15 protein-coding genes are annotated in these 20,319 nt (G+C 73.8%); 7 read left to right on the top strand and 8 right to left on the bottom strand.

Going from position 1 to position 20,319, the window contains the following annotated elements:
• Positions 1-39 precede the first annotated feature (39 nt).
• A complete protein-coding gene (locus ACSTA4_RS07520) occupies positions 40-234 on the bottom strand; it encodes a DUF3046 domain-containing protein (RefSeq protein ID WP_212641026.1) in 195 nt (64 codons plus the stop codon).
• 75 nt (positions 235-309) lie between these two features.
• Here ACSTA4_RS07520 and ACSTA4_RS07515 point away from each other — a divergent pair, with 75 nt between their 5' ends.
• Positions 310-4,839: an ATP-dependent helicase gene (locus tag ACSTA4_RS07515; protein ID WP_444962942.1), complete on the top strand. Its 4,530-nt coding sequence runs from the start codon at positions 310-312 to the stop codon at positions 4,837-4,839.
• Between the two features lie 236 nt (positions 4,840-5,075).
• Positions 5,076-5,615, top strand: coding sequence for a GNAT family N-acetyltransferase (locus tag ACSTA4_RS07510; RefSeq protein ID WP_444962941.1), 540 nt, complete (start codon positions 5,076-5,078; stop codon positions 5,613-5,615).
• Positions 5,616-5,812: 197 nt separating this feature from the next.
• Here the strand turns inward: ACSTA4_RS07510 and ACSTA4_RS07505 are convergent, their stop codons facing one another.
• Positions 5,813-7,027: an ROK family transcriptional regulator gene (locus tag ACSTA4_RS07505; RefSeq protein ID WP_444962940.1), complete on the bottom strand. Its 1,215-nt coding sequence runs from the start codon at positions 7,025-7,027 to the stop codon at positions 5,813-5,815.
• Between the two features lie 274 nt (positions 7,028-7,301).
• Here ACSTA4_RS07505 and ACSTA4_RS07500 point away from each other — a divergent pair, with 274 nt between their 5' ends.
• From ACSTA4_RS07500 to ACSTA4_RS07480, 5 genes are all read left to right on the top strand, one after another.
• A complete protein-coding gene (locus ACSTA4_RS07500; protein WP_444962939.1) occupies positions 7,302-8,579 on the top strand; it encodes an extracellular solute-binding protein in 1,278 nt (425 codons plus the stop codon).
• 90 nt (positions 8,580-8,669) lie between these two features.
• Entirely contained in the window at positions 8,670-9,665 is a 996-nt protein-coding gene (locus ACSTA4_RS07495) for a carbohydrate ABC transporter permease (protein ID WP_444962938.1), read from the top strand.
• Positions 9,662-10,630, top strand: a complete 969-nt coding sequence (locus ACSTA4_RS07490) for a carbohydrate ABC transporter permease (RefSeq protein WP_444962937.1) — start codon at positions 9,662-9,664, stop codon at positions 10,628-10,630. Before ACSTA4_RS07495 ends, ACSTA4_RS07490 begins: the two co-directional genes overlap by 4 nt.
• 133 nt (positions 10,631-10,763) lie before the next feature.
• Positions 10,764-12,236: a glycoside hydrolase family 3 protein gene (locus tag ACSTA4_RS07485; RefSeq protein WP_444962936.1), complete on the top strand. Its 1,473-nt coding sequence runs from the start codon at positions 10,764-10,766 to the stop codon at positions 12,234-12,236.
• 237 nt (positions 12,237-12,473) lie between these two features.
• Positions 12,474-12,938 carry an RrF2 family transcriptional regulator gene (locus tag ACSTA4_RS07480; RefSeq protein ID WP_013151707.1) on the top strand — a complete coding sequence of 155 codons (465 nt, stop codon included), beginning with the start codon at positions 12,474-12,476 and terminating at the stop codon, positions 12,936-12,938.
• Between the two features lie 105 nt (positions 12,939-13,043).
• On the opposite strand, the gene ACSTA4_RS07475 is transcribed toward ACSTA4_RS07480, so the two are convergent.
• The 6 genes from ACSTA4_RS07475 to ACSTA4_RS07450 all read right to left on the bottom strand — a co-directional run bounded on the left by ACSTA4_RS07475 (position 13,044) and on the right by ACSTA4_RS07450 (position 20,262).
• The gene (locus ACSTA4_RS07475) at positions 13,044-13,400 is read right to left on the bottom strand and encodes a helix-turn-helix domain-containing protein (RefSeq protein WP_013151706.1); all 357 of its coding nucleotides are present in this window, start codon (positions 13,398-13,400) and stop codon (positions 13,044-13,046) included.
• Positions 13,401-13,559: 159 nt separating this feature from the next.
• Positions 13,560-14,111: a CinA family protein gene (locus tag ACSTA4_RS07470; protein WP_444962935.1), complete on the bottom strand. Its 552-nt coding sequence runs from the start codon at positions 14,109-14,111 to the stop codon at positions 13,560-13,562.
• Positions 14,108-14,713: a CDP-diacylglycerol--glycerol-3-phosphate 3-phosphatidyltransferase gene (pgsA, locus tag ACSTA4_RS07465; protein WP_444962934.1), complete on the bottom strand. Its 606-nt coding sequence runs from the start codon at positions 14,711-14,713 to the stop codon at positions 14,108-14,110. The genes ACSTA4_RS07470 and pgsA overlap by 4 nt, the downstream gene beginning before the upstream one ends.
• Positions 14,710-16,152, bottom strand: coding sequence for a 30S ribosomal protein S12 methylthiotransferase RimO (gene rimO, locus ACSTA4_RS07460; RefSeq protein WP_212641036.1), 1,443 nt, complete (start codon positions 16,150-16,152; stop codon positions 14,710-14,712). Before rimO ends, pgsA begins: the two co-directional genes overlap by 4 nt.
• 171 nt (positions 16,153-16,323) lie before the next feature.
• Positions 16,324-17,532 (bottom strand): RodZ domain-containing protein, encoded by a 1,209-nt coding sequence (locus tag ACSTA4_RS07455; protein ID WP_444962933.1) that lies wholly within the window; start codon positions 17,530-17,532, stop codon positions 16,324-16,326.
• 234 nt (positions 17,533-17,766) lie between these two features.
• Positions 17,767-20,262, bottom strand: coding sequence for a DNA translocase FtsK (locus ACSTA4_RS07450; protein WP_444962932.1), 2,496 nt, complete (start codon positions 20,260-20,262; stop codon positions 17,767-17,769).
• Positions 20,263-20,319: the final 57 nt, after the last annotated feature.

Genomic DNA, 20,319 nt, shown 5'->3' with positions numbered 1-20,319 from the left:
ACGAAACGGATGCGTCCCCGCGGGAGGTCCGTCGCCGGATCAGCGTCTGGAGGCGGGCAGGTCGAAGGCGTCGCACACGGCGCGCCACACCTCCTTGACGGCCACCCCGTCGGCGAGCGCCTGCTCCACCGTGCGGGACCCGAGCCCCTCCAGGACGTGGTCGCGGGCCACGCTCTGCGCGTAGGCCTCGCCGAACTGCTCGTGCATGTTGTGCCAGAAAACCGTGAGTCTCATCGGGCCCAGTATCGGTGATCGCGGCGTCCGCCGCGTCCCCTCCCCTTTGTCCCCGCCCGCGGGCACACTGGCGGCATGAGCCGTGCGCCCCGCCCCCTCGAACGCTTCGGACCCGCCACCAGGGCCTGGTTCGACCGTGCCTTTCCCGCGGGCCCCACCCCCGCCCAGACCGGCGCCTGGGAGTCGGTCCAGGGCGGGAGGAACACGCTGGTCGTGGCCCCGACCGGCTCCGGCAAGACCCTGTCGGCCTTCCTGTGGTCGCTGGACCGGCTGTCCTCGGCCCCCGTCCCCGAGGACCGCGCCCGCCGCTGCCGGGTGCTGTACGTGTCCCCGCTCAAGGCCCTCGCGGTGGACGTGGAGCGCAACCTGCGCGTCCCCCTGGCCGGGATCGCGGCCGCCGCCGAGGCCGGGGGGCACGCGCTGTCCCCGGTCACCGTGGGGGTGCGCACCGGCGACACCCCGGCCGCCGAGCGGCGCAGGCTGGCCACCCGGCCGCCGGACGTGCTCATCACCACGCCCGAGTCGCTGTTCCTGGTGCTCACCTCGCGGGCCAGGGAGGGGCTGGCCGGGGTGGAGACGGTCATCGTCGACGAGGTGCACGCGCTCGCGGGGAGCAAGCGCGGCGCGCACCTGGCGCTGAGCCTGGAGCGGCTGGACGCCCTGCTGGACCGCCCGGCGCAACGGATCGGCCTGTCGGCGACCGTGCGCCCGACCGACCTGGTGGCGCGGTTCCTGGGCGGCGCGGACGTCGTCGCCCCGCCCGGCTCCCCCGACATGGACCTGCGCGTGGTGGTGCCCGTCCCCGACATGGAGGAGCCCGGCGTCCCGGGGCCGGCCCGGCCCTCCGGCGGCGCGGAGGACGACGGGGGCGCCCGGGGCGCGGGCGGCGGTTCCCTGTGGCCGCACGTGGAGCGGCGGGTCCTGGACCTGGTGGAGTCCCACCGCTCCACCATCGTGTTCACCAACGGGCGCCGCACCGCGGAGAAGCTGTGCGCCCGCGTCAACGACCTGCACGCCGAACGGCACGGCGGGCGCCTGCCGCCGGAGGAGGTGCCCGCGCAGGTCATCGCCCAGTCCGGGCACAGCCGAGGCGGCCCCCCGGTGGTCGCCCGCGCCCACCACGGCTCGATGTCCAAGGCCGAGCGGGCCCTGATCGAGGACGAGCTGAAGCGGGGGAGGCTGCGCTGCGTGGTGGCCACCTCCAGCCTGGAGCTGGGCGTGGACATGGGCGCGGTCGACCTGGTGGTGCAGGTGTCCTCGCCGCCGTCGGTGGCCAGCGGCCTGCAACGGGTCGGCCGGGCGGGGCACCAGGTGGGCGGGACCTCGCGCGGGGTCTTCCTCCCCCGCTTCCGGGGCGACCTGCTGGCGACGGCCGTGGTGGTCGGGCAGATGCGCGCGGGCGCCATCGAGCGCCTGGAGATGCCGCGCAACCCCCTGGACGTCCTGTCCCAGCAGATCGTGGCGATGGCCGCCATGGACGACTGGCCGGTGCCCGAGCTGGCCGCCCTGGTCCGGCGGGCCGCGCCCTTCGCCGACCTGGCCGACACGGTGCTGGAGTCGGTCCTGGACATGCTGTCCGGCCGCTACCCCTCGGACGAGTTCGCCGAGCTGCGCCCCCGCCTGGTGTGGGACCGGGAGGCGGACGTGCTCCGGGCACGCCCGGGCGCGCAGCGGCTGGCGGTGGTCAGCGGCGGCACCATCCCCGACCGGGGCGTGTACGGGGTGCACCTGACCGGGCGGGACGGGGGCTCCGCGCCGGGACGGGCGCCCACCCGGGTCGGCGAGCTGGACGAGGAGATGGTCTACGAGTCGCGGGTGGGCGACGTGTTCGTGCTGGGGTCCACCTCGTGGCGGATCGAGGCGATCACCGCCGACCGGGTGCTGGTCTCCCCCGCGCCGGGGCGGCCGGGCCGGATGCCGTTCTGGAAGGCCGACACGCAGGGCAGGCCCGCGGAGCTGGGCCGGGCGGTGGGCGCGCTGACCCGGGAGCTGGCCGCGGCGGAACCGGCGCGGGCGCTGGCCCTGGCCGAGGGGGCGGGGCTGGACGCGTGGGCCGCGCGCAACCTGGTGGAGTACGTCTGCGAGCAGCGGGAGGCCACCGGGCACATGCCCGACGACCGGACCGTGGTCGTCGAGCGCTTCCGCGACCAGGTCGGGGACTGGCGCGCGGTCGTGCACTCCCCGCTGGGCGCGCGGGTGCACGCGCCGTGGGCGATGGCCCTGGCGCGGCGGCTGCGGGACCGGTTCGGCGCGGACGCGCAGGTCGTGCACGGCGACGACGGGATCGTGCTGCGGCTGCCGGACGCCGGGGGCTGGGACCGGCCGGGCGAGCTGGCCGAGCTGGTGGCGCTGGACCCGGAGGAGGTGGAGGAGGCGGTCACCGGCGAGCTGCCCGGGTCGGCGCTGTTCGCCGCGCGGTTCCGCGAGTGCGCGGCTCGGGCCCTGCTGCTGCCCCGCCAGCGGCCGGACCGGCGGATGCCGCTGTGGCAGCAGCGGCTGCGGGCCTCCAACCTGTTGTCGGTGGCGGGCCGCTACGGGTCGTTCCCGATCGTGCTGGAGGCGGTGCGCGAGTGCCTGCGGGACGTGTTCGACGTACCCGCCCTGGTGGAGGCGCTGGAGGGCGTCCGGTCCCGCCGGACACGGGTGGTGGAGGTGCGCACCGAGACGGCGTCGCCGTTCGCGCGCTCGCTGATGATGGAGTACACGGCGGCGTTCCTGTACGAGGGGGACGCCCCCGCGGCCGAGCTGCGCGCGCAGGCGCTGACCCTGGACACCTCTCTGCTGGCCGACCTGTTGGGCGAGGCGGACCTGCGGGAGCTGCTCGATCCGCGCGTGGTGGAGGAGGTCGGCGCGCTGTTGCAGCGGACCGCGCCCGGCTCGGGCGCCCGGGACGCCGAGGGCGCGGCCGACCTGCTGCGCGAGGTGGGGCCGCTGACCACGGAGGAGGCCGGGGCGCGGGGAGCCCGGCGGGAGTGGCTGGAGGAGCTGGAGTCCGCGGGCCGGGTGGTGCGGATGGCCGTGTCGGGCGCCGAGCGCTGGTGCGCGGTGGAGGACGCGGCGCGGCTGCGCGACGCGCTGGGCGCGCGGCCGCCCGCCGGTGTCGCCGGGGCCCTCCTGGAACCGGTGGAGGCGCCGACCCGCGACCTGGTCTCGCGCTACGCGCGCACGCACGGGCCGTTCTCCTCCGGGGAGGCCGCGGCGCGGCTGGGGCTCGGCGCGGACGTGGTGGAGGGCGTGCTGCGGGAGCTGTCCCGGCTGGGGCGCGTCCACCAGGGCGGGTTCCGGCCCGGCGGGACGGGCACCGAGTGGTGCGACGCCGACGTGCTGCGGCGACTGCGGCGCGGGTCGGTCGCGCGGCTGCGCAGCGAGGTGGAACCGGTCGCGCAGACCGCCCTGGCCGCGTTCGCGCCGCTGTGGCAGCGCGCCGTCGCGGGTGAGCGGTGGCGCGGACCCGACGCGGTGTTCGAGGCCGTGGAGTCATTGCGCGGCGCGACGGTGGCGGCGTCGGCGCTGGAGGCCCTCGTGCTGCCCTCCCGTGTGGAGGACTACGCGCCCCGGCGGTTGGACGAGCTGACACAGGCGGGCGAGGTCGTGTGGGCCGGTGCGGGCGCGCTGCCCGGGCAGGACGGGTGGGTGTGCCTGGCCCCGGCCGGCGAGGCGGCCCTGCTGCTGCCCGAACCGGTGCCGCCGCGGGAGGGCACCACGGCCCACGCGGTGCTGGAGGCGCTGCGCGGGGGCGGGGCGCTGTTCTTCCGCGACCTCGCCGACCGTGTGGCGGGCGCGCCGGGGGGTTCGGCCGTGACGGACGCGGAGCTGGTCGCGGCGCTGTGGGAGCTGGTGTGGTCGGGCTGCGTCACCAACGACACCCTGGCCCCGCTGCGCGCGGTGCTGGGCTCGGGGGCCGCCCCGCGTCGCACGCCCTCGCGTGCGGGGCGGCTGGCGCGCCCGGTGCTGCCCACCCGGTCGGGACCGCCCACGGCCGCGGGGCGGTGGTGGGCCCTGCCCGAGCGGGAGGGCGATCCCACCAGGCGGGTCCTGGCGCGGTTGGAGGCGCGCCTGGAGCGCCGGGGCGTGCTGGTGCGCGGCCACCAGGGCGGGCGGATCTCCCCGGACGAGTACCGGGTGCTGCGGACGATGGAGGAGTCGGGCCGGGTGCGCCGCGGCTACTTCGTGGACGGGCTGGGCGGCGCCCAGTTCGCGCTGCCGGGCGCCGTGGACCGGCTGCGCGCGGTTTCCGGCGGCGCGGCGGAACCGGTGGTGCTGGCGGCGACCGACCCGGCGAACCCGTTCGGCACGGACCTGGCCTGGCCCGGGGACGCCCAGGCCAGGCCGGGCCGGTCGGCGGGCTCCCTGGTGGTGATCGACGGGGGGCGGCTGACCCTGTACGTGGGGCGGGGCGGCCGCTCGGTGCTGACCTTCGGTTCGCCGCCCGCCCTGCTGGAGCGGGCGGCCCGCGCCCTGGCCGGGGCGGTGCGGGACGGACGCGCGGGGGCGCTGACGGTGGAGCGCGCCGACGGGGCCGAGGTGTTCGCGACGCCGGTGGACGCCGCGCTGGTGGCGGCGGGGTTCCACGTGACCCCGAAGGGGCTGCGCCTGCGTCCCTGACCCGCCCCCGGCCGGACACCCGCGGGGCGCGGGCCGGCGACGCGTCGCAGGGTGGTGTCCCCCGTCCGGCGGCGTCGGAGGGCCTGTGCGCGTGAGCGCGCACGAGCGGGCCCGCGCACCTTTCGCCGGGACGCGAAAACGGCTGGCCGCGGCGGCCGGAACCGGTCAGGATGGCGTTCGCGCCGGAGAGGACACGAGTACGAGGGGGACCGGTGGGGCGACAGGGAATCCGACCGATGCGGCCGGAGGACGAACCGCGGGTGGTGGAGGTGTCGCTGGCGGCGGACACCGTGTTCGCCGCGGCCGGGGTGGTGCTGCCCCCCGACGACCCTCGGGAGGTGCTCGCGCACGCGGAACGGGTCCTGGTGGCCGAGGAATCCGCCGGGGACACGGCCGGGGCCCTTCCCGAGGGCCCGGCCGAGGCCCCCGCGACGGGCGGCTCCGTGGTCGGTCTGGCCGCGACGGTGACCGTGGACGGGTGCCCGCACCTGGAGCAGCTGGCCGTGCACCCCGGGCACGGCAGGCGCGGGGTCGGCGGTGCCCTGCTGGAGGCGGTGTGCGCCGAGGCGGCTGCCGCCGGTCACACCCGCCTCACCCTCACCACCTTCCGCGACCTGCCGTGGAACGGGCCCTGGTACGCGGACCGCGGGTTCTCCGTGCTCCCCCCGGCGGAGTGGGGCCCGGGCCTGGAGGAGGTCTGGCGGGCCGAGGAGCGGGCGGGCATCCGGATGCTGCCGCGCGTGGTGATGGTCCGGGAGCTGGCCCGGCCGTCCTGAGCCCTCCGTGCCCTGCCCGCGCGGGTGCGCCGGGCGCTCGGCGCACCCGCGCGGGCAGGGTTGCCGCGCCCCGACCGGGTGAGGAGGCCGGGGCGCGGACGAAGGAGCGGAAGGGACTGCCGGGGACGGGCTCCCGCTGGTGAAGGCCCGCGCCCGCCGCCGTGGGAGGGCTCCCATGGGGCCGGAGCCCGGCGGGTTCAGACCGTCGAGGAGAAGACGTCCTCCCGGGCCCGCTCCAGGGCGTGCAGCAGAGCGCCCCGCACGACCGGGCTGCCCTCCACCCTTCCCAGCGCGACCTCGGTCGCGTTCGGGGCGATGCGCGCGGTGGCCGCCTGGACCCGCTCGGCCAGCTTCACACCGCCCGCCCGGGCCACGTCCCCGCCGAGCACCACCAGGCCGGGGTCCAGGATCACCGCGACCGCGGCCACCCCGCGGGCCAGGCGCTCGGCGAAGGCGTCCAGGAAGGCGTCCGCCTCCGGGGTCCCCGCGGCGGAGGCCGCCCCGACCACCTCGGTGACGTCGGTGCCCTCGATGCCGTACCCGGCGGCCAGCTCGACCACCTGCCCCGCCTTGACAAGCGCCTGGAACCCGTGGGGCAGCTCGCGGCTGACGCCGTCGCGCAGGGACTCGTAGCCGCCGGACAGGCCCACGTCGGTGGGCATGGGCGCCCCGGGCACGGGCAGGTAGCCGATCTCGCCCGCGCCGCCCGAGCGGCCCCGGTGGATGCGGCCGTCGATCATGGTGGACATGCCCACGCCGCCGTTGGCGCTGAGCCAGATGAGGACGAACTCGGCCACCCCTGCGGCGGCGCCCTCGGAGTGCTCGGCCAGGGCGGCCAGGTTCACGTCGTTCTCGATCATGACCGAGCGCTTGAGGTCGGCGCGCAGGGCCTCCAGGATGCCCTCGTGCCAGGACATCAGGTCGAAGGAGAAGCGGATGTCGCCGGTGCGGGGATCGACGACGCCGGGGGTGCCGATGACGCAGGCGCGGACCCTGTCCAGCGCGACCCCCGCGGTGTCGGCCAGGCGCATCACCGCGGTGTGGACGAGCGCGACGGGGTCGTCGGAAGCGCTGGGGTCGACCGCGACGTCGCTGACGATGCGGCCCGTGATGTCGGCGATCGTCGCGGTCACCCGGCTCGCGCTGACGTCCAGGGCCGCGACGTAGGCGCTCTCGGGCACCACCGCGTACAGCGCGGCGTTGGGCCCCCGCCCGCCCGCCTGGCTGCCCACGACGCGCACCAGGTCCCGTTCCTCCAGCCGCGCGAGCAGCTGGGAGGCGGTCACCTTGGAAAGGCCGGTACGCGTTCCCAGCTGCGTCCTGGTCAAGGGCCCCGCGGACAGGAGCAGTTCCAGTGCCGCGCGGTCGTTGAGCTGGCGTAGCAGCCGGGGAGTCCCCGGACGTTGAGACATAACCGTGACACCTCACCCTGTTTTTATTAGGAAAGTTTCCTGTTAATTTAGCTCACAACCTCACAGGAGGTCACGTCCTCGTAAGGCCCGCTTCGGGCCCTTCCGATACTCGCTGGGCCCTCCCGGTACCCGCTCCGGCGGGGCGGCCAACGTGCTATCCCAGCACAACCCCCACAAGACGTCGAGCCGCGGGGTGATTCCCACGATCATCCCAGGTCGGTTCGAGCACAGGCGTCGCACCCCGGCGCGTCGTGCGAAGGGAGAAGAGATACAGATGAGGTTCCCCAAGATCGCCGCGGCCACGGCCGTGGTCCTGCTCGCCTCAGCGTGCGGCGGCTCCGACTCCGGTGACGGGGGCGGCGAGGCCGACAGCCTGACCGTCTGGGTCATGGGCACCTCCCAGGAGCCCCTCGTCGAGTACTTCGAGGACGTCGAGGCGCGCTTCCAGGAGAGCAACCCGGACGTGGCCGTCGAGGTCGAGTTCATCCCCTGGCCCGACGCGCAGGAGGCCATCACCAACGCCCTCGCCGGCGGCGACGCCCCCGACGTGCTGGAGGTCGGCAACGACCAGGTCGCGGGCTGGGCCGCGCAGGGCGCCCTGATGGACATCACCGAGCAGGTGAGCGGCTGGGACGCCGCCGCGGGCATCGACGAGAACGCCCTGGAGTACGGCACCTACGAGGGCGTCCAGTACGGCGTCCCGTGGTTCTCGGGCGTGCGCACCCTGTACTACCGCGCGGACTGGCTGGAGGAGATCGGCCACGAGCCGCCGACGACCTGGGACGAGCTCGTCGAGGTGGCCGAGGCCATCGAGGAGGAGTACGACGTCCCCGGCTTCGCCGCGCCGACCGACTTCACCAACGGCATCGCCAGCTTCATCTGGAGCAACGGCGGCTCGATCGCGGAGCAGAACGGCGAGGAGTGGGAGGGCACCCTCACCGACCCCGCCACCGTCGAGGCCATCGAGTTCTACTCCAGCCTGACCACCGACGGCATCTCGCCGCAGGACTACGTCGGCCAGAACGAGCTCATCGCGCTGGCCGACATGGCCAACAGCCAGCTGGGCATGTACATCGACGGCGGCTGGGCGATCGGCTCCATGGAGGAGCAGGCCGAGGACCCCGCGGTCATCGAGAACATCGTCGCCGCGCCCATCCCCGGCGCCGAGGGCATCGCCCCGGCCTTCGCCGGCGGTTCCGCCCTGACGGTGTTCACCACCACCGAGCACCCGGACCTGGCCTTCGAGCTGCTCACCGTCCTCGGTGACGAGGAGGGCGGCCAGGGTTACGCCGACGTCGCGGGCTTCTTCCCGGCCTACCCGCACCTGCTGGAGAGCGAGACGTACCAGGAGGACCCCGCCACCGCCGCTGCCGCCGAGCAGATGCAGCACACCCAGTTCTTCCCGACCACCCCGCGCTGGACCGCGGCCGACCAGGACAACAAGATCCTGCCGGGCGCCGTCCTGGAGATCGTGCAGGGAGGCGACGCCGAGGAGGTCCTGGCGGCGGCCAACGAGGAGCTGACCTCGATCCTCAACGAGCCGGTCGAGTAGCCCCTCCCGCCTGACTGAGTAGAGCTGTGCGCGGGCGGGGTCCAACGGCCCCGCCCGCCGCGGTCGGCCCACGCCTCGATTGAGAAGACCATGGCACAAACCGTCGAACCAGCGCCCGCGCGCGAGCGAGAGGAGGCCGTGAAGGCCCCCGCCTCCGAGCCCGCACCTCGCCGCCGCCTCGCGCTTCCCACCCCGTACCTGCTCATCGCACCGGCTCTGATCCTCCTCGCGGTCGTGCTGCTGTGGCCGATCGTGCAGATGGTGTGGTACTCGCTCACCAGCTTCACCACCCGCAACCTCCTGCCCAACCAGCCGGGCCCGGCCTGGAACGACTTCGCCCACTACCAGACGCTGCTGACCGACCCCGAGTTCTGGGGGATCCTGCGCAACACGGTCGTGGTCTGCGTGCTGATGGTCGGCATCACGATGGTGCTGGGCACCCTCGTGGGGCTGCTGCTGAACAAGCTCCCCAAGTGGTTCTCGGGGTTCGTGGCCCTGGGCATGATGCTCGCCTGGGCCACCCCCGCGCTGAGCGCCTCCCTGGTCTTCCGCTGGCTGTTCCTGCCCGAGCGGGGCCTGGTCAACGTCATCCTGGACCGGCTGCCGGACTGGCTGGTGGGCAGCGGATGGCTGCAGTACAACTGGTTCCTCGAACCGCTCCCGCTGTTCTCGATCCTCATCACCGTGATCGTGTGGCAGTCCTTCCCCTTCGTGGCCGTCTCCGTGCTCGCCGGGCTCAAGAGCATCCCCTACGAGCTGTACGAGGCCGCGAGGATGGACGGCGCGGGCGGCTGGAAGGCCTTCTGGAACGTCACGTTCCCGATGCTGCGCCCGCTGTTCGCCCTGCTGCTGGTCCTCCAGATCATCTGGGACCTGCGCGTGTTCACCCAGCTCTACATCCTGGCGAACAGCTTCCAGAACAAGGACGTCTACCTGCTCTCGTACTACATCTACCAGCAGGGCTTCAGCGCCAGCCCGGCCAACTACGGCATGGGTTCGGCGATCGCGGTGGTCATGACCGTGATGATCCTCGCCGTCACCGCGTACTACCTGCGCATCATGATCCGCCAGGGGGAGACCCGATGACCGCGATCGACCAGACCTCAGCCTCCGCCGTCCGCGAGCGCGCCACCGGGGGCGCCGGGAGGGGCGGCCCGAGCGGCTCGGGGCGCGTCTACCGCCGCGGCCCGCTGCGCCGGCTGCGGCGCCTGCCGCTGTACCTGGCCGGCCTCGCGGTGTTCCTGTTCTCGGTGTTCCCCGTGTACTGGATGGTCATCACGGCCTTCAAGCCGGTGGGCGAGATCTTCACCCGCGACCAGACGATCTTCCCGACGGCGCCGACCCTGGAGCACTTCGACCGGGTGCTCAACGGCCAGCTGATCCCCGGGGTGAACTTCTGGCAGTTCCTGGGCAACAGCCTGTTCCTCACCGTGGCCTCCGTGGCCATGGGAGCGTTCCTGTCGCTGCTGGCCGCCGTGGCCGTGGCCCGGTTCCGCTTCCGGCTACGCACCGCGTTCATCATCCTGCTGCTGGTGATCCAGATGGTGCCGATGGAGGCGATGATCATCTCCATCTTCATCAACTTCCGCCAGCTGTCCGACGTCAGCGGCGTGGAGCTGCTCGGCAACCTGTCCGGCCTGCTCATCGTGTACACGGCCGTGTCCCTGCCGATCACCATCATGATGCTGCGGGGCTTCGTGGCCGCGGTGCCCAAGGAGCTGGAGGAGGCGGCGGCCATCGACGGCGCCAGCGCCTGGACCGTCTTCTGGCGCATCCTGATGCCCCTGGTCGCGCCGGGCCTGGTCGCGGCGAGCATCTTCGCCTTCATCACGGCGTGGAACGAGTTCATCGTCGCGCTGACGTTCCTGGGCCGCAGCACCGACAACTACACGCTGCCGCTGACGCTGTCCTACTACTTCGGCCGCTTCGGCACCGAGTGGGGGCCGATCATGGCCGCCTCCACCCTGCTGACCATCCCCGTGATGATCTTCTTCCTGTTCGTCCAGCGGCGCATGGTCTCCGGCCTGACCATGGGCGCGGTCAAGGGCTGACCGCGTCCCTCCCGCCGGGGCGGGTCCCGCGACGGACACCGCGGGCCCCGCTCCGGGCGCGCCCTCCCCCCGTTTGCCCGCCCTTCGTCTGCCCGACCACGGGCACCCCTTCGCTCACCGAACGGAGTTCGTCATGCCGTACGACCCGACCCTGGCGCGTCTGGCCAACGCCACGCTGCTGGTGCCCTTCGAGTCCTACCAAGCCCCGCGCTGGGTCCTGGAGGGTCTGGCGGACGGGATCTCCGGTGTCTGTCTGTTCCACAACAACCTGGACGGCCCCGAGCAGGTGACCGCGCTCAACGCGACCCTGGCCGGGGTCACCGACACCCCGCTGATCTCCCTGGACGAGGAGGGCGGCGACGTCACCCGCATCGGCCAGGCGCAGGGCAGCGACTACCCCGGCAACGCGGCCCTGGGCGCGGTGGACGACCCCGGCCTGACCCGCGCCACCCTGCGCTCCCTGGGCGGGCGCCTGGCCGAGCTGGGCTTCAACCTGGACCTGGCGCCCTCGGTGGACGTCAACGTCGCCGACGACAACCCGGTGATCGGCACCCGCTCCTTCGGTTCCGACCCCGAACTGGTGGCCCGGCACGCGGCGGCCGCCGTGCTCGGCCTCCAGGAGGCGGGCGTGGCCGCGTGCGCCAAGCACTTCCCCGGCCACGGCGCCACCTCCCAGGACTCCCACCACGTGCTGCCGCGCGTGGAGGCCGACGCCGACCTGCTGCGCCGCCGCGAGCTGCTGCCGTTCCGCGCGGCCGTGGAGGCGGGCGTCCGGTCGATCCTGACCGCGCACATCGAGATGCCGGGCCTGGGCGGCGACGGCCCCGCCACGCTCACCCCGCGCATCCTCAACGACCTGCTCCGCGGCGAGCTGGGCTTCACCGGCACCGTGGTCAGCGACGCCATGGACATGCAGGGCGTCAGCGGCCGGATCGGCATCCCCGAGGCCTGCGTGCGCGCGGTGGCCGCCGGGGTGGACCTGCTGTGCCTGGGCCGGTTCGTCTACGCCGACCAGGTCGAGCTGATCCGCGCCGCGCTGGTGGAAGCGGTCCGGGAGGGCCGCCTGTCCGGGGAGCGCCTGGAGGAGGCCGCCGGACGCAACGCCGAGCTGCGGAGCTGGATCCGCACGGCCCGGACCCAGCGCACGGACGCGCCCGCGGCCGACGGGGTCGGCCTGGTCGGCGCCCGCCGGGCGGTGCGCGTGGACGGCGACCTGCCGCCGCTGGCGGACCCCTACGTGGTGGAGGTGGACGCCCCCTCCGGCATGGCGGTGGGCGAGGTCCCCTGGGGCCTGTCCCCCTGGTTCCCGGGCACCGAGCGGGTCTCCCCCGACGTCGCGCACGCCGACCGGCTGGCCGCCAGCGCCCGGGACCGCGACCTGGTCGTGGTGGTGCGGGACGCGCACCGCTACCCGTCCGCCCAGGCGCTCGTCAACCGCCTGCTCAGCGCGCACCCCGACGCCGTGGTGGTGGAGATGGGGCTGCCCATCTGGCGGCCCGACTGCGGCGCGCACGTGAGCACCTACGGCGCCGCGCACGTGAACGGGCAGAGCGCGGCGGAGCTGCTGGGGGCCCCAGTGGGCGCCCCCTCCCCCGGCGTGAACTGAGCGCCCCGGCTCCGCTCCCCGACCCGGCCGGTCCGCGACCGGCCGGGTCGGCGCGTTCGGGTGACGCTCGTCACCGCGGCGGACATACTGGGACGGGACACCCCGAGAGCGGGGACGTCACCGATGTCCCCGCAACCCGGTAGGAGAAGTACCCTTGGCCTGAAGCATCCCGGTCGGCGGCGTTCCCGTCGACGACCGGTGCCCCATTCGCCCACTTACACACGGCATAATCACAGCATGCGCCTTTCAGCCCGGGTCGACTACGCGCTACGCGCGGCGGCGGAACTCGCCGTCGCCGACGAGGGGCCGGTGACGGCCGAACAGCTCGCACGCGCGCAGGCCATCCCCGGAAAATTCCTCGAGAACATCCTCACCCAGCTACGCCGGGCCGGTCTGGTACGCAGCCAGCGCGGCCCCGTCGGCGGCTACTGGCTGGCCCGTCCGGCGGGGGAGATCTCCCTGGCCGACATCATCCGCGCGGTCGACGGACCGCTCGCCAACGTGCGCGGGGAACGCCCCGAGCACGTGGACTACGACGGCGCGGCCCGCAGCCTCCAACAGGTGTGGATCGCGCTGCGCGCCAGTGAGCGCGCGATCCTGGAGGGCGTCAACCTCCAGCACCTGGTGACCAACGAGCTGCCCGAGACGGTGCGCTCGTTGGCCGAGGACCCCGAGGCCTGGGTGAACCACACCCACCGCTGACCGCCGCCCCGCGCGCAGGTCCCGTGAACACCGAAGGAGCCGACCGTCTGGTCGGCTCCTTCGTCGTGGTCACGGTGACGATGGACGGACAGTTCCGAGGAGGGGTCAGACCCCCACCATGTCGGCGACTTGGGGAACGCGATCCGGTACCGGGTCGATGCCGAGGTCCTGGGCGGAGACGGGGTCGGTCGTGACCGCGTCACCCAGCAGCGCGGCCTCCTGGAGCTCTGCGAGGGCGAGCTGGTCGGAGACCTCTCTCAGTACCTGCGAGAGCGGGACGCCCAGCGCCCCGCAGATCGAGGAGAGCAGTTCGGAAGAGGCTTCCTTCTGCCCGCGCTCGACCTCCGACAGGTAACCGAGGGATACACGTGCATCGGCCGACACCTCACGGAGGGTGCGGCCCTGGCGCTGCCGGAGCCGCCTGAGCACGTCACCAAGTAGGTGACGAAGCAGGACCATCATTCGCGCTCCCTCCCACCGGTAGCGACCTTCATATACACCACCGTACCTGTCCCACGCCCGATTCGGGCACCTCTTGCCGTCCTGTTCGCTGGAGGGGGAACCCCGCCCGAGGGTGGTTTTGTTCCCAAGGGTGGGGAAAGGAAGAACAGCCCGGAAAGTTCAGTCCCGGGCGTTTCCTCCCGTGCTCCCGCGCACAGCGGTGTCCAGGAGCAGCAGCGCCCCCTCGACCGTGCGGTATCGGATACCCGCACGGTCCCCGGTGAAACGGAAACGGCGGCCCCGCGTGGCCCCGTCGGGCGTGGCGACGGCCACAAAGACCGTGCCGACGGGCTGGCCGTCCTGGGGATCGGGTCCGGCCACGCCGGTGACCGCGACGCCGTAGTCGGAGCCCAGCAGGCGGCGGACGCCGAGCGCCATGTGCCCGGCCACCTCCGGGTGGACGGCGCCGTGCTCGGCCAGCAGGTCCGCGGGCACGCCCAGGACGCTGTCCTTGGCGTCGGTGGCGTAGGCCACGACGCCGCCCCGGTAGGTGCCCGAGGCGCCCGGGATCGCGGTGAGGTGGGCGCCGACGAGGCCGCCGGTCAGCGACTCGGCGGTGGCGCAGGTGGCGCCGGCGGCGAGCAGGGACCGGTGGGCGGCCCCGGCCGCGGCCAGTGCCGCGGCACGCGGGTCCGGGTCACCGGGGACCGGCCGGTCCCGCTCGTCCGTCACGCGGCGGGGCCCTTGCGGGCGCGCACCGCGCGCACGGCGTCGAACACGTAGGCCAGGCCGGTCCACAGGGTGACCGCCAGCGCGGCGGCCATCACGACGTGCGCGAACCAGACGAAGACCTCGCTGAAGGGCAGCACCTGGAGCGGGAAGAGGTAGACGCTGATCGCGACGATCTGGAGGACCGTCTTGAGCTTGCCGCCCCGGCTGGCCGGCATGACCACGTAGCGCAGGACCGCGAAGCGCAGCGCCGTGATGCCCCACTCGCGGACCAGGATCGCGATGGTCACCCACCACCACAGGTCGCCCTGGAGGGAGAGCACCACCAGCGCGGAGCCGGTGAGCGCCTTGTCGGCGATGGGGTCGACGATCTTGCCGAAGTCGGTGACCAGGTTGCGGCGGCGGGCGATCTCGCCGTCGACCCGGTCGGTGATGGCGGCCAGCACGAAGACGGAGAAGGCGGCGAACCGCCACCACGAGCCGTCCAGGAACATGAACCACACGAAGAGCGGCACCATGACCAGGCGGCTCATCGTGAGGATGTTCGCGATGTTCCACAGGGGAACGCGGGGGGCGGGGGTGGCCGCGGGGTCGGGGGTGCTCATCTGTCCGCGGCTTCCCCGTGGGTGTCGTCCTGCTCCGCGATGAGGTCGGCCCCGGCCGACTGGATGACGGTGGCGCGCACCAGGTCGCCGACGGCCAGGCCCTCGCCGTAGAGGATCGTGCTGCCGTCCACCTCGGGGGCCTGGTGCTCGGAACGGCCCTCGTAGGCGCCGTCCTCCAGCACCGTCTCCACCAGGACGGTGACCTCCGAGCCGATCCGCTCCTCGGCGCGCTGGGCCATCAGCTCCTCGGAGAGGCGGTTGAGCCGGTCCACGCGCTCGGCGACGACCTCGTCGGGCAGCTTGCCCCCGTGGCCGAAGGCCTCGGTGCCCTCCTCGTCGGAGTAGCCGAACACGCCGATGGCGTCCAGCCGGGCCTCGGAGAGGAAGGAGACCAGGTCCTCGAACTCGGCCTCGGTCTCACCGGGGAAGCCCACGATGAAGTTGGAGCGCGAGCCGGCCTCGGGGGCGCGTTCGCGGACCGTGTCCAGCAGCTCCAGGAAGCGCTCGCGGTCGCCGAAGCGGCGCATGCGGCGCAGCAGGGTGCCGCTGGCGTGCTGGAAGGACAGGTCGAAGTAGGGCACCACGCCGGGGGTTCCGGTGAGCACGTCCACCAGACCGGGGCGGACCTCGGCGGGCTGGAGGTAGCTGACCCGGACCCGCTCCAGGCCCTCGACGGCGGCCAGGCGGGGCAGGAGCTTCTCCAGGGCGCGCACGTCGCCCAGGTCCTTGCCGTAGGAGGTGGAGTTCTCGCTGACCAGGAACACCTCGCGCACGCCCTCGGAGGCGAGCCACTCGGCCTCGCGCACGATGTCGTCGGGGCGGCGGGAGAGGTAGGCGCCCCGGAAGGTCGGGATGGCGCAGAAGGTGCAGCGCCGGTCGCAGCCGGAGGCGATCTTGAGGTTGGCCACCGGTCCGCCGACCAGGCGGCGGCGCGGGACGGAGGCGCGGTAGGGCAGCTCGGTGCCCTCGGCCCCGGCGGAGTCGGCGAAGCTGGCGTGGCCGGGGACGTGGGCCTGGGAGGCGTCGCGCTCGGCCGGGCTGATCGGCAGCAGCGTGCGCCGGTCGCGGGGGTCGTGCGGGACCAGGGTCCGCCCGGCCACGACGTCGTCGAGCCGGTCGGTGATGGCGGCGTAGTCGTCGAAGCCGATGACCTGGGCCTCGGGCAGGGCCTGGGCCAGCTCGGAGCCGTAGCGCTCGGCCATGCACCCGGCGGCGACGACTCTGCCGCCGTTCTCCGCCGCTTCCAGGAGGGTCTCGATGGAGTCCTGCTTGGCCGCGTCGATGAACCCGCAGGTGTTGACGATGGTGACGTCGGCCTCGGTGTCGCCCTCGACGAGGTCCCAGCCGCCAGCGGACAGGCGCCCGGCCAGCTCTTCGGAGTCGACCTCGTTACGCGCACACCCCAGGGTGACGAGTGAGACAGTACGGCGCGATGACATGGCTTCCAAGCGTGTGGGAGAGCTTCGGGTGGCGCGGGGGCCGTCCCGGACCGGTCGGCCGTGCTCGGAGCACGGCGCGGTCCGGCGCCGCCCGCAGCCCCCCACATTACCTTGGTCGGCTCACCCGCCCGTACCCCGGCCCGGATCGCTCCGGGCCGGGGTACGGTCCGGTCACTGCCGCACGCCGTCCGGGCCGATGACGATCTCCTTGACCTCGCCCGGAAGCCCGAGGGGGCCGGAGCTCTCGCCGTCGACGGTCACGCTGACCGCCCCGGCGTCGCCGACCCACAGGTTGAGCATGTCCTCGGTCACGTACTCCTTGACGTCGCCCTCCAGCAGGTAGCCGACGTAGAGGTCCTCGCCGTCGGCCCCGGTGACCTCGACCCAGCTGCGTCCGGAGGCGCCGAGTTCGACGGTGAACTCGACGGGCCCCTGCTCCGCCGCGGCCTCCTCCGCCCCCACGGCGGAGTCGACGGTCCTCTCGGTGGCGGAGGAGTCGAAGGCCGAGCGCAGCGGGTTGCCCGCGTCCCAGTCCTGCCAGGTGCGGACCCCGACGAAGAGCGCCAGGAGGAAGATGGCCCCGACCACGGCCCAGGGCCAGTGGCGCCGGACGGCGTCGACGGGCCGGGGCCTCGCGGCGATGACCACGGGGCGGGTGACGGGGCCGCCCCGGCCGTGCCTGCCGACCCGGGTCCCGCCCGTCTGGGGACCGCGGGCCCGGGGGCCGCTGCTCCGGTGCCTGCCGTCGGCGTGCCCACCCCGCACGGGTCCGGTCCGCGCGGTGCCGACGTCGGCGGCCCCGTCCTCGGGCGCTCCGTGCTCGGGCGCCCGAGCACGGGGGCGGCGTCCCTCCGCGGTGTCACGGGGACCGGGGATCCACCCGGCCAGCCGCGGCCTGCGGGGCCCACGGCGCTCCTGGGTCTCCTGGGGCTCCTCGTCGGGCTGGCGCGTCAGGAACTGCCTGCGTTCGAAGTGGCCCCAGCGCTGGGCGCCGACTCCGGAGTCGTCCTCGCCGAAGCGGTGGGCCATCACCGCCTCCCCGTCCTCCCCGGGACGGGTCTCGGCGCGCGCCGCGGCGGCCACGCGAGCCGCCTCGGGCACGGACGCCGGGTGGCGCTGCGGGGGGACGAAGGCGGGTATGGCGCGGGACGCGTGCTCGCGGTCGTACTCGGCCAGGAGCGGCGCCGGGTCCAGGCCGAGCGTGCGGCAGATGCCGCGGATGTGGCCGCGTGCGTAGAAGTCCCCGCCGCAGGAGAAGAAGTCCTCCTGCTCGATGGCCGTGAGGACGGGTTCCCGGATACGTGTACGGATGCTGAGGTCCGCGACCGTGTACCCCGCCGCGACCCGGGCGGCGGACAGGGTCTGACCGATCGTCGCCATGCGCACTCCCCCCGCGACTGTGTGTAGCTGCAAGAGACCACTCTGCCGCCCGGGCCGCTTTCGCGCAGGTCACCACGCCCCATGAAGCCTCCAAGATCCCACCAAATCGGGCATGCCTGTTTTTAAGGGATGCCAGTGGAGTTTCGGGAAAGGCCGTAACACGGGGCCTGAAGCCCGACTTCCCGGGTGCCGGTCGGCGCCCGCTCGCCGCCGCGCGGGGGCGAGCGGCGCGGGTCAGGAACCCCGGATGTCGGCCAGCACGGCGGGCAGGTCGTCGGGCTGGACGAGCACGTCGCGGGCCTTGGAGCCCTCGCTGGGGCCGACCACGTCGCGGCTCTCCATGAGGTCCATCAGGCGGCCCGCCTTGGCGAAGCCCACGCGCAGCTTGCGCTGGAGCATGGACGTGGACCCGAACTGGGTGGTGACCACCAGCTCGACGGCCTGCAGGAGCAGGTCCAGGTCGTCGCCGATCTCCTCGTCGATCTCCTTCTTCTTGGTGTCGGGGACGGCCACGTCCTCGCGGTAGCTGGGCTCGGACTGCTTCTTGCAGTGCTCGACGATCGCCCGGATCTCCTTCTCCCCCACCCAGGCGTTCTGGAGGCGGATGGGCTTACCCGCGCCCATGGGGAGGAAGAGCGAGTCGCCCTTGCCCACCAGCTTCTCGGCGCCGGGCTGGTCGAGGATGACGCGGCTGTCGGAGAGGCTGGAGGTGGCGAAGGCCAGGCGGGAGGGCACGTTGGCCTTGATCAGGCCGGTGACGACGTCGACGCTGGGCCGCTGGGTGGCCAGCACCAGGTGGATCCCGGCGGCGCGGGCCAGCTGGGTGATGCGCACGACGGCGTCCTCCACGTCGCGGGGGGCGACCATCATCAGGTCGGCCAGCTCGTCCACGATGACCAGCAGGTAGGGGTAGGGCTCGTACTGGCGCTCGCTGCCGGGCGGGGCGGTCAGCTCCCCCGTGCGCACGGCGGCGTTGAAGTCGTCCACGTGCCGGTACCCGGAGGCGGCCAGGTCGTCGTAGCGCCGGTCCATCTCCCCCACCACCCACTGGAGGGCCTCCGCGGCCCGCTTGGGGTTGGTGATGATGGGGGTGATCAGGTGCGGGATGCCCTCGTACATGGTCAGCTCGACCCGCTTGGGGTCGACCAGGATCATCCGCACCTCGTCGGGGGTGGCGCGCATCATCAGCGAGGTGATGAGCCCGTTGATGCAGGTGGACTTGCCCGCGCCGGTGGCGCCGGCGACCAGGACGTGCGGCATCTTGGCCAGGTTCGCGACCACGTTGGAGCCTTCGACGTCCTTGCCCAGGCCCACCAGCATGGGGTGGTCGTCGGAGGTCGCCGCGGGCGAGCGCAGCACGTCGCCCAGGCTCACCAGGTCCTTGTCGGTGTTGGGGATCTCCACGCCGATGGCGGACTTGCCGGGAATGGGCGACTGGATGCGCACGTCGGCGCTCTTGACCGCCAGGGAGATGTTCTTGGCCAGGGCGGTGACCTTCTCGACCTTGACCGCGGGGCCCAGTTCGATCTCGTAGCGCGTCACCGTCGGCCCGCGGGTGAAGCCGGTGACGTCGGCGTCGATGTTGAACTGGGTGAGAACCCCCGACAGGGCTTCGACGACCTCGTCGTTGGCCTTGGTGCGCGGCTTGACCGGGCTGCCGGGCTTGAGCATAGTCGGCGCGGGCAGCTCGTAGTCGCCCTCCACCACGCGGGAGGGGATGGTGAGCTGCTCGGTGGTGGCGGGGGCCGGGGTGGGGTCGGGGACCTCCCGCTTGGCGCGGGCGGCCTTCCTGCCCTTGGGCGCGGCCTCCGCCTCGGCCGCGGCCGGTTCCGGGGCCTCCTCCTCGTCGGTGAGGGCGGGGGCGATCGGCTCGTCGGGCAGCACCGGGCTGTCGTAGGGGCGCTCGTGGTCGCCCGCGACCGTGCCCGTGGCCTTCTTGGCCTTGGGCGCGCTCCTGCGCGGCTTGGCGGGCTTCTTCTTCTCCGCCCCCAGCAGGCCGATGCCCGCGTCGGGGCCGGTGTCGCGCTCCATGAGCGCGCCGAACAGGACCTGGAGGCGTTCGGGGATGCGCCGGATGGGTGTGGCGGTGACCACGAGGATCCCGAAGACCAGTACCAGGGCCAGCAGGACGCCGGTCAGCCACGGGGTGACGACGGCGCTGAGCGGCCCCGAGGCGACGAAGCCGATGAGCCCGCCGGCCTCCTGGAGGGCCTCCAGGCCCTCGGAGGGCTGCGGGATGCCGTGGGCGATGTGGATGAGGCCGAGCAGGCCCAGCATGATCGAGCTGAAGCCGATGAGCAGCCGCCCGGCGTCGCCCTCCTTGCTGTCGCCCGGGGTACGCATGAGCCTGACCGCGATCGGCAGGAACAGCAGCGGCAGGATCGGCGAGAACGTGCCGAAGGCGCCGACCACGACCGTGCGGGTGTACTCCAGGAGCAGCCCGTCGCTGTTCCACCACACGGCCGCGGCGATGAGGACGCCCGCGGCCAGCAGGACCAGCCCGGCGCCGTCGCGGCGCAGGTCGGGGTCGAGGCCGCGCGCGCCGCGGCCGACCGCGCGGGCGGAGCCGCCGACGGTGTGCGCGACGAGCTTCCACAGCACCAGCAGGAACTGGCCGAACATGGTGACGGCGAAGGCGATGGGCCCGTCGGGCATGCGCTTCTTCGCCGCGGGCTTGCGCGCGGCGGGCTTCTTGCGTCCGGAACCGCCGGAGGAGGCGCGCGTGGCCATGGGGTCACCTCCAGGGGACGGGGTCGTGCGGGCGGTCGGGCAGGACGGCCCGCCACG

The sequence above is a fragment of the Nocardiopsis sp. M1B1 genome (assembly GCF_052466615.1).
This window is presented reverse-complemented; position numbering and strand designations above follow the sequence as displayed.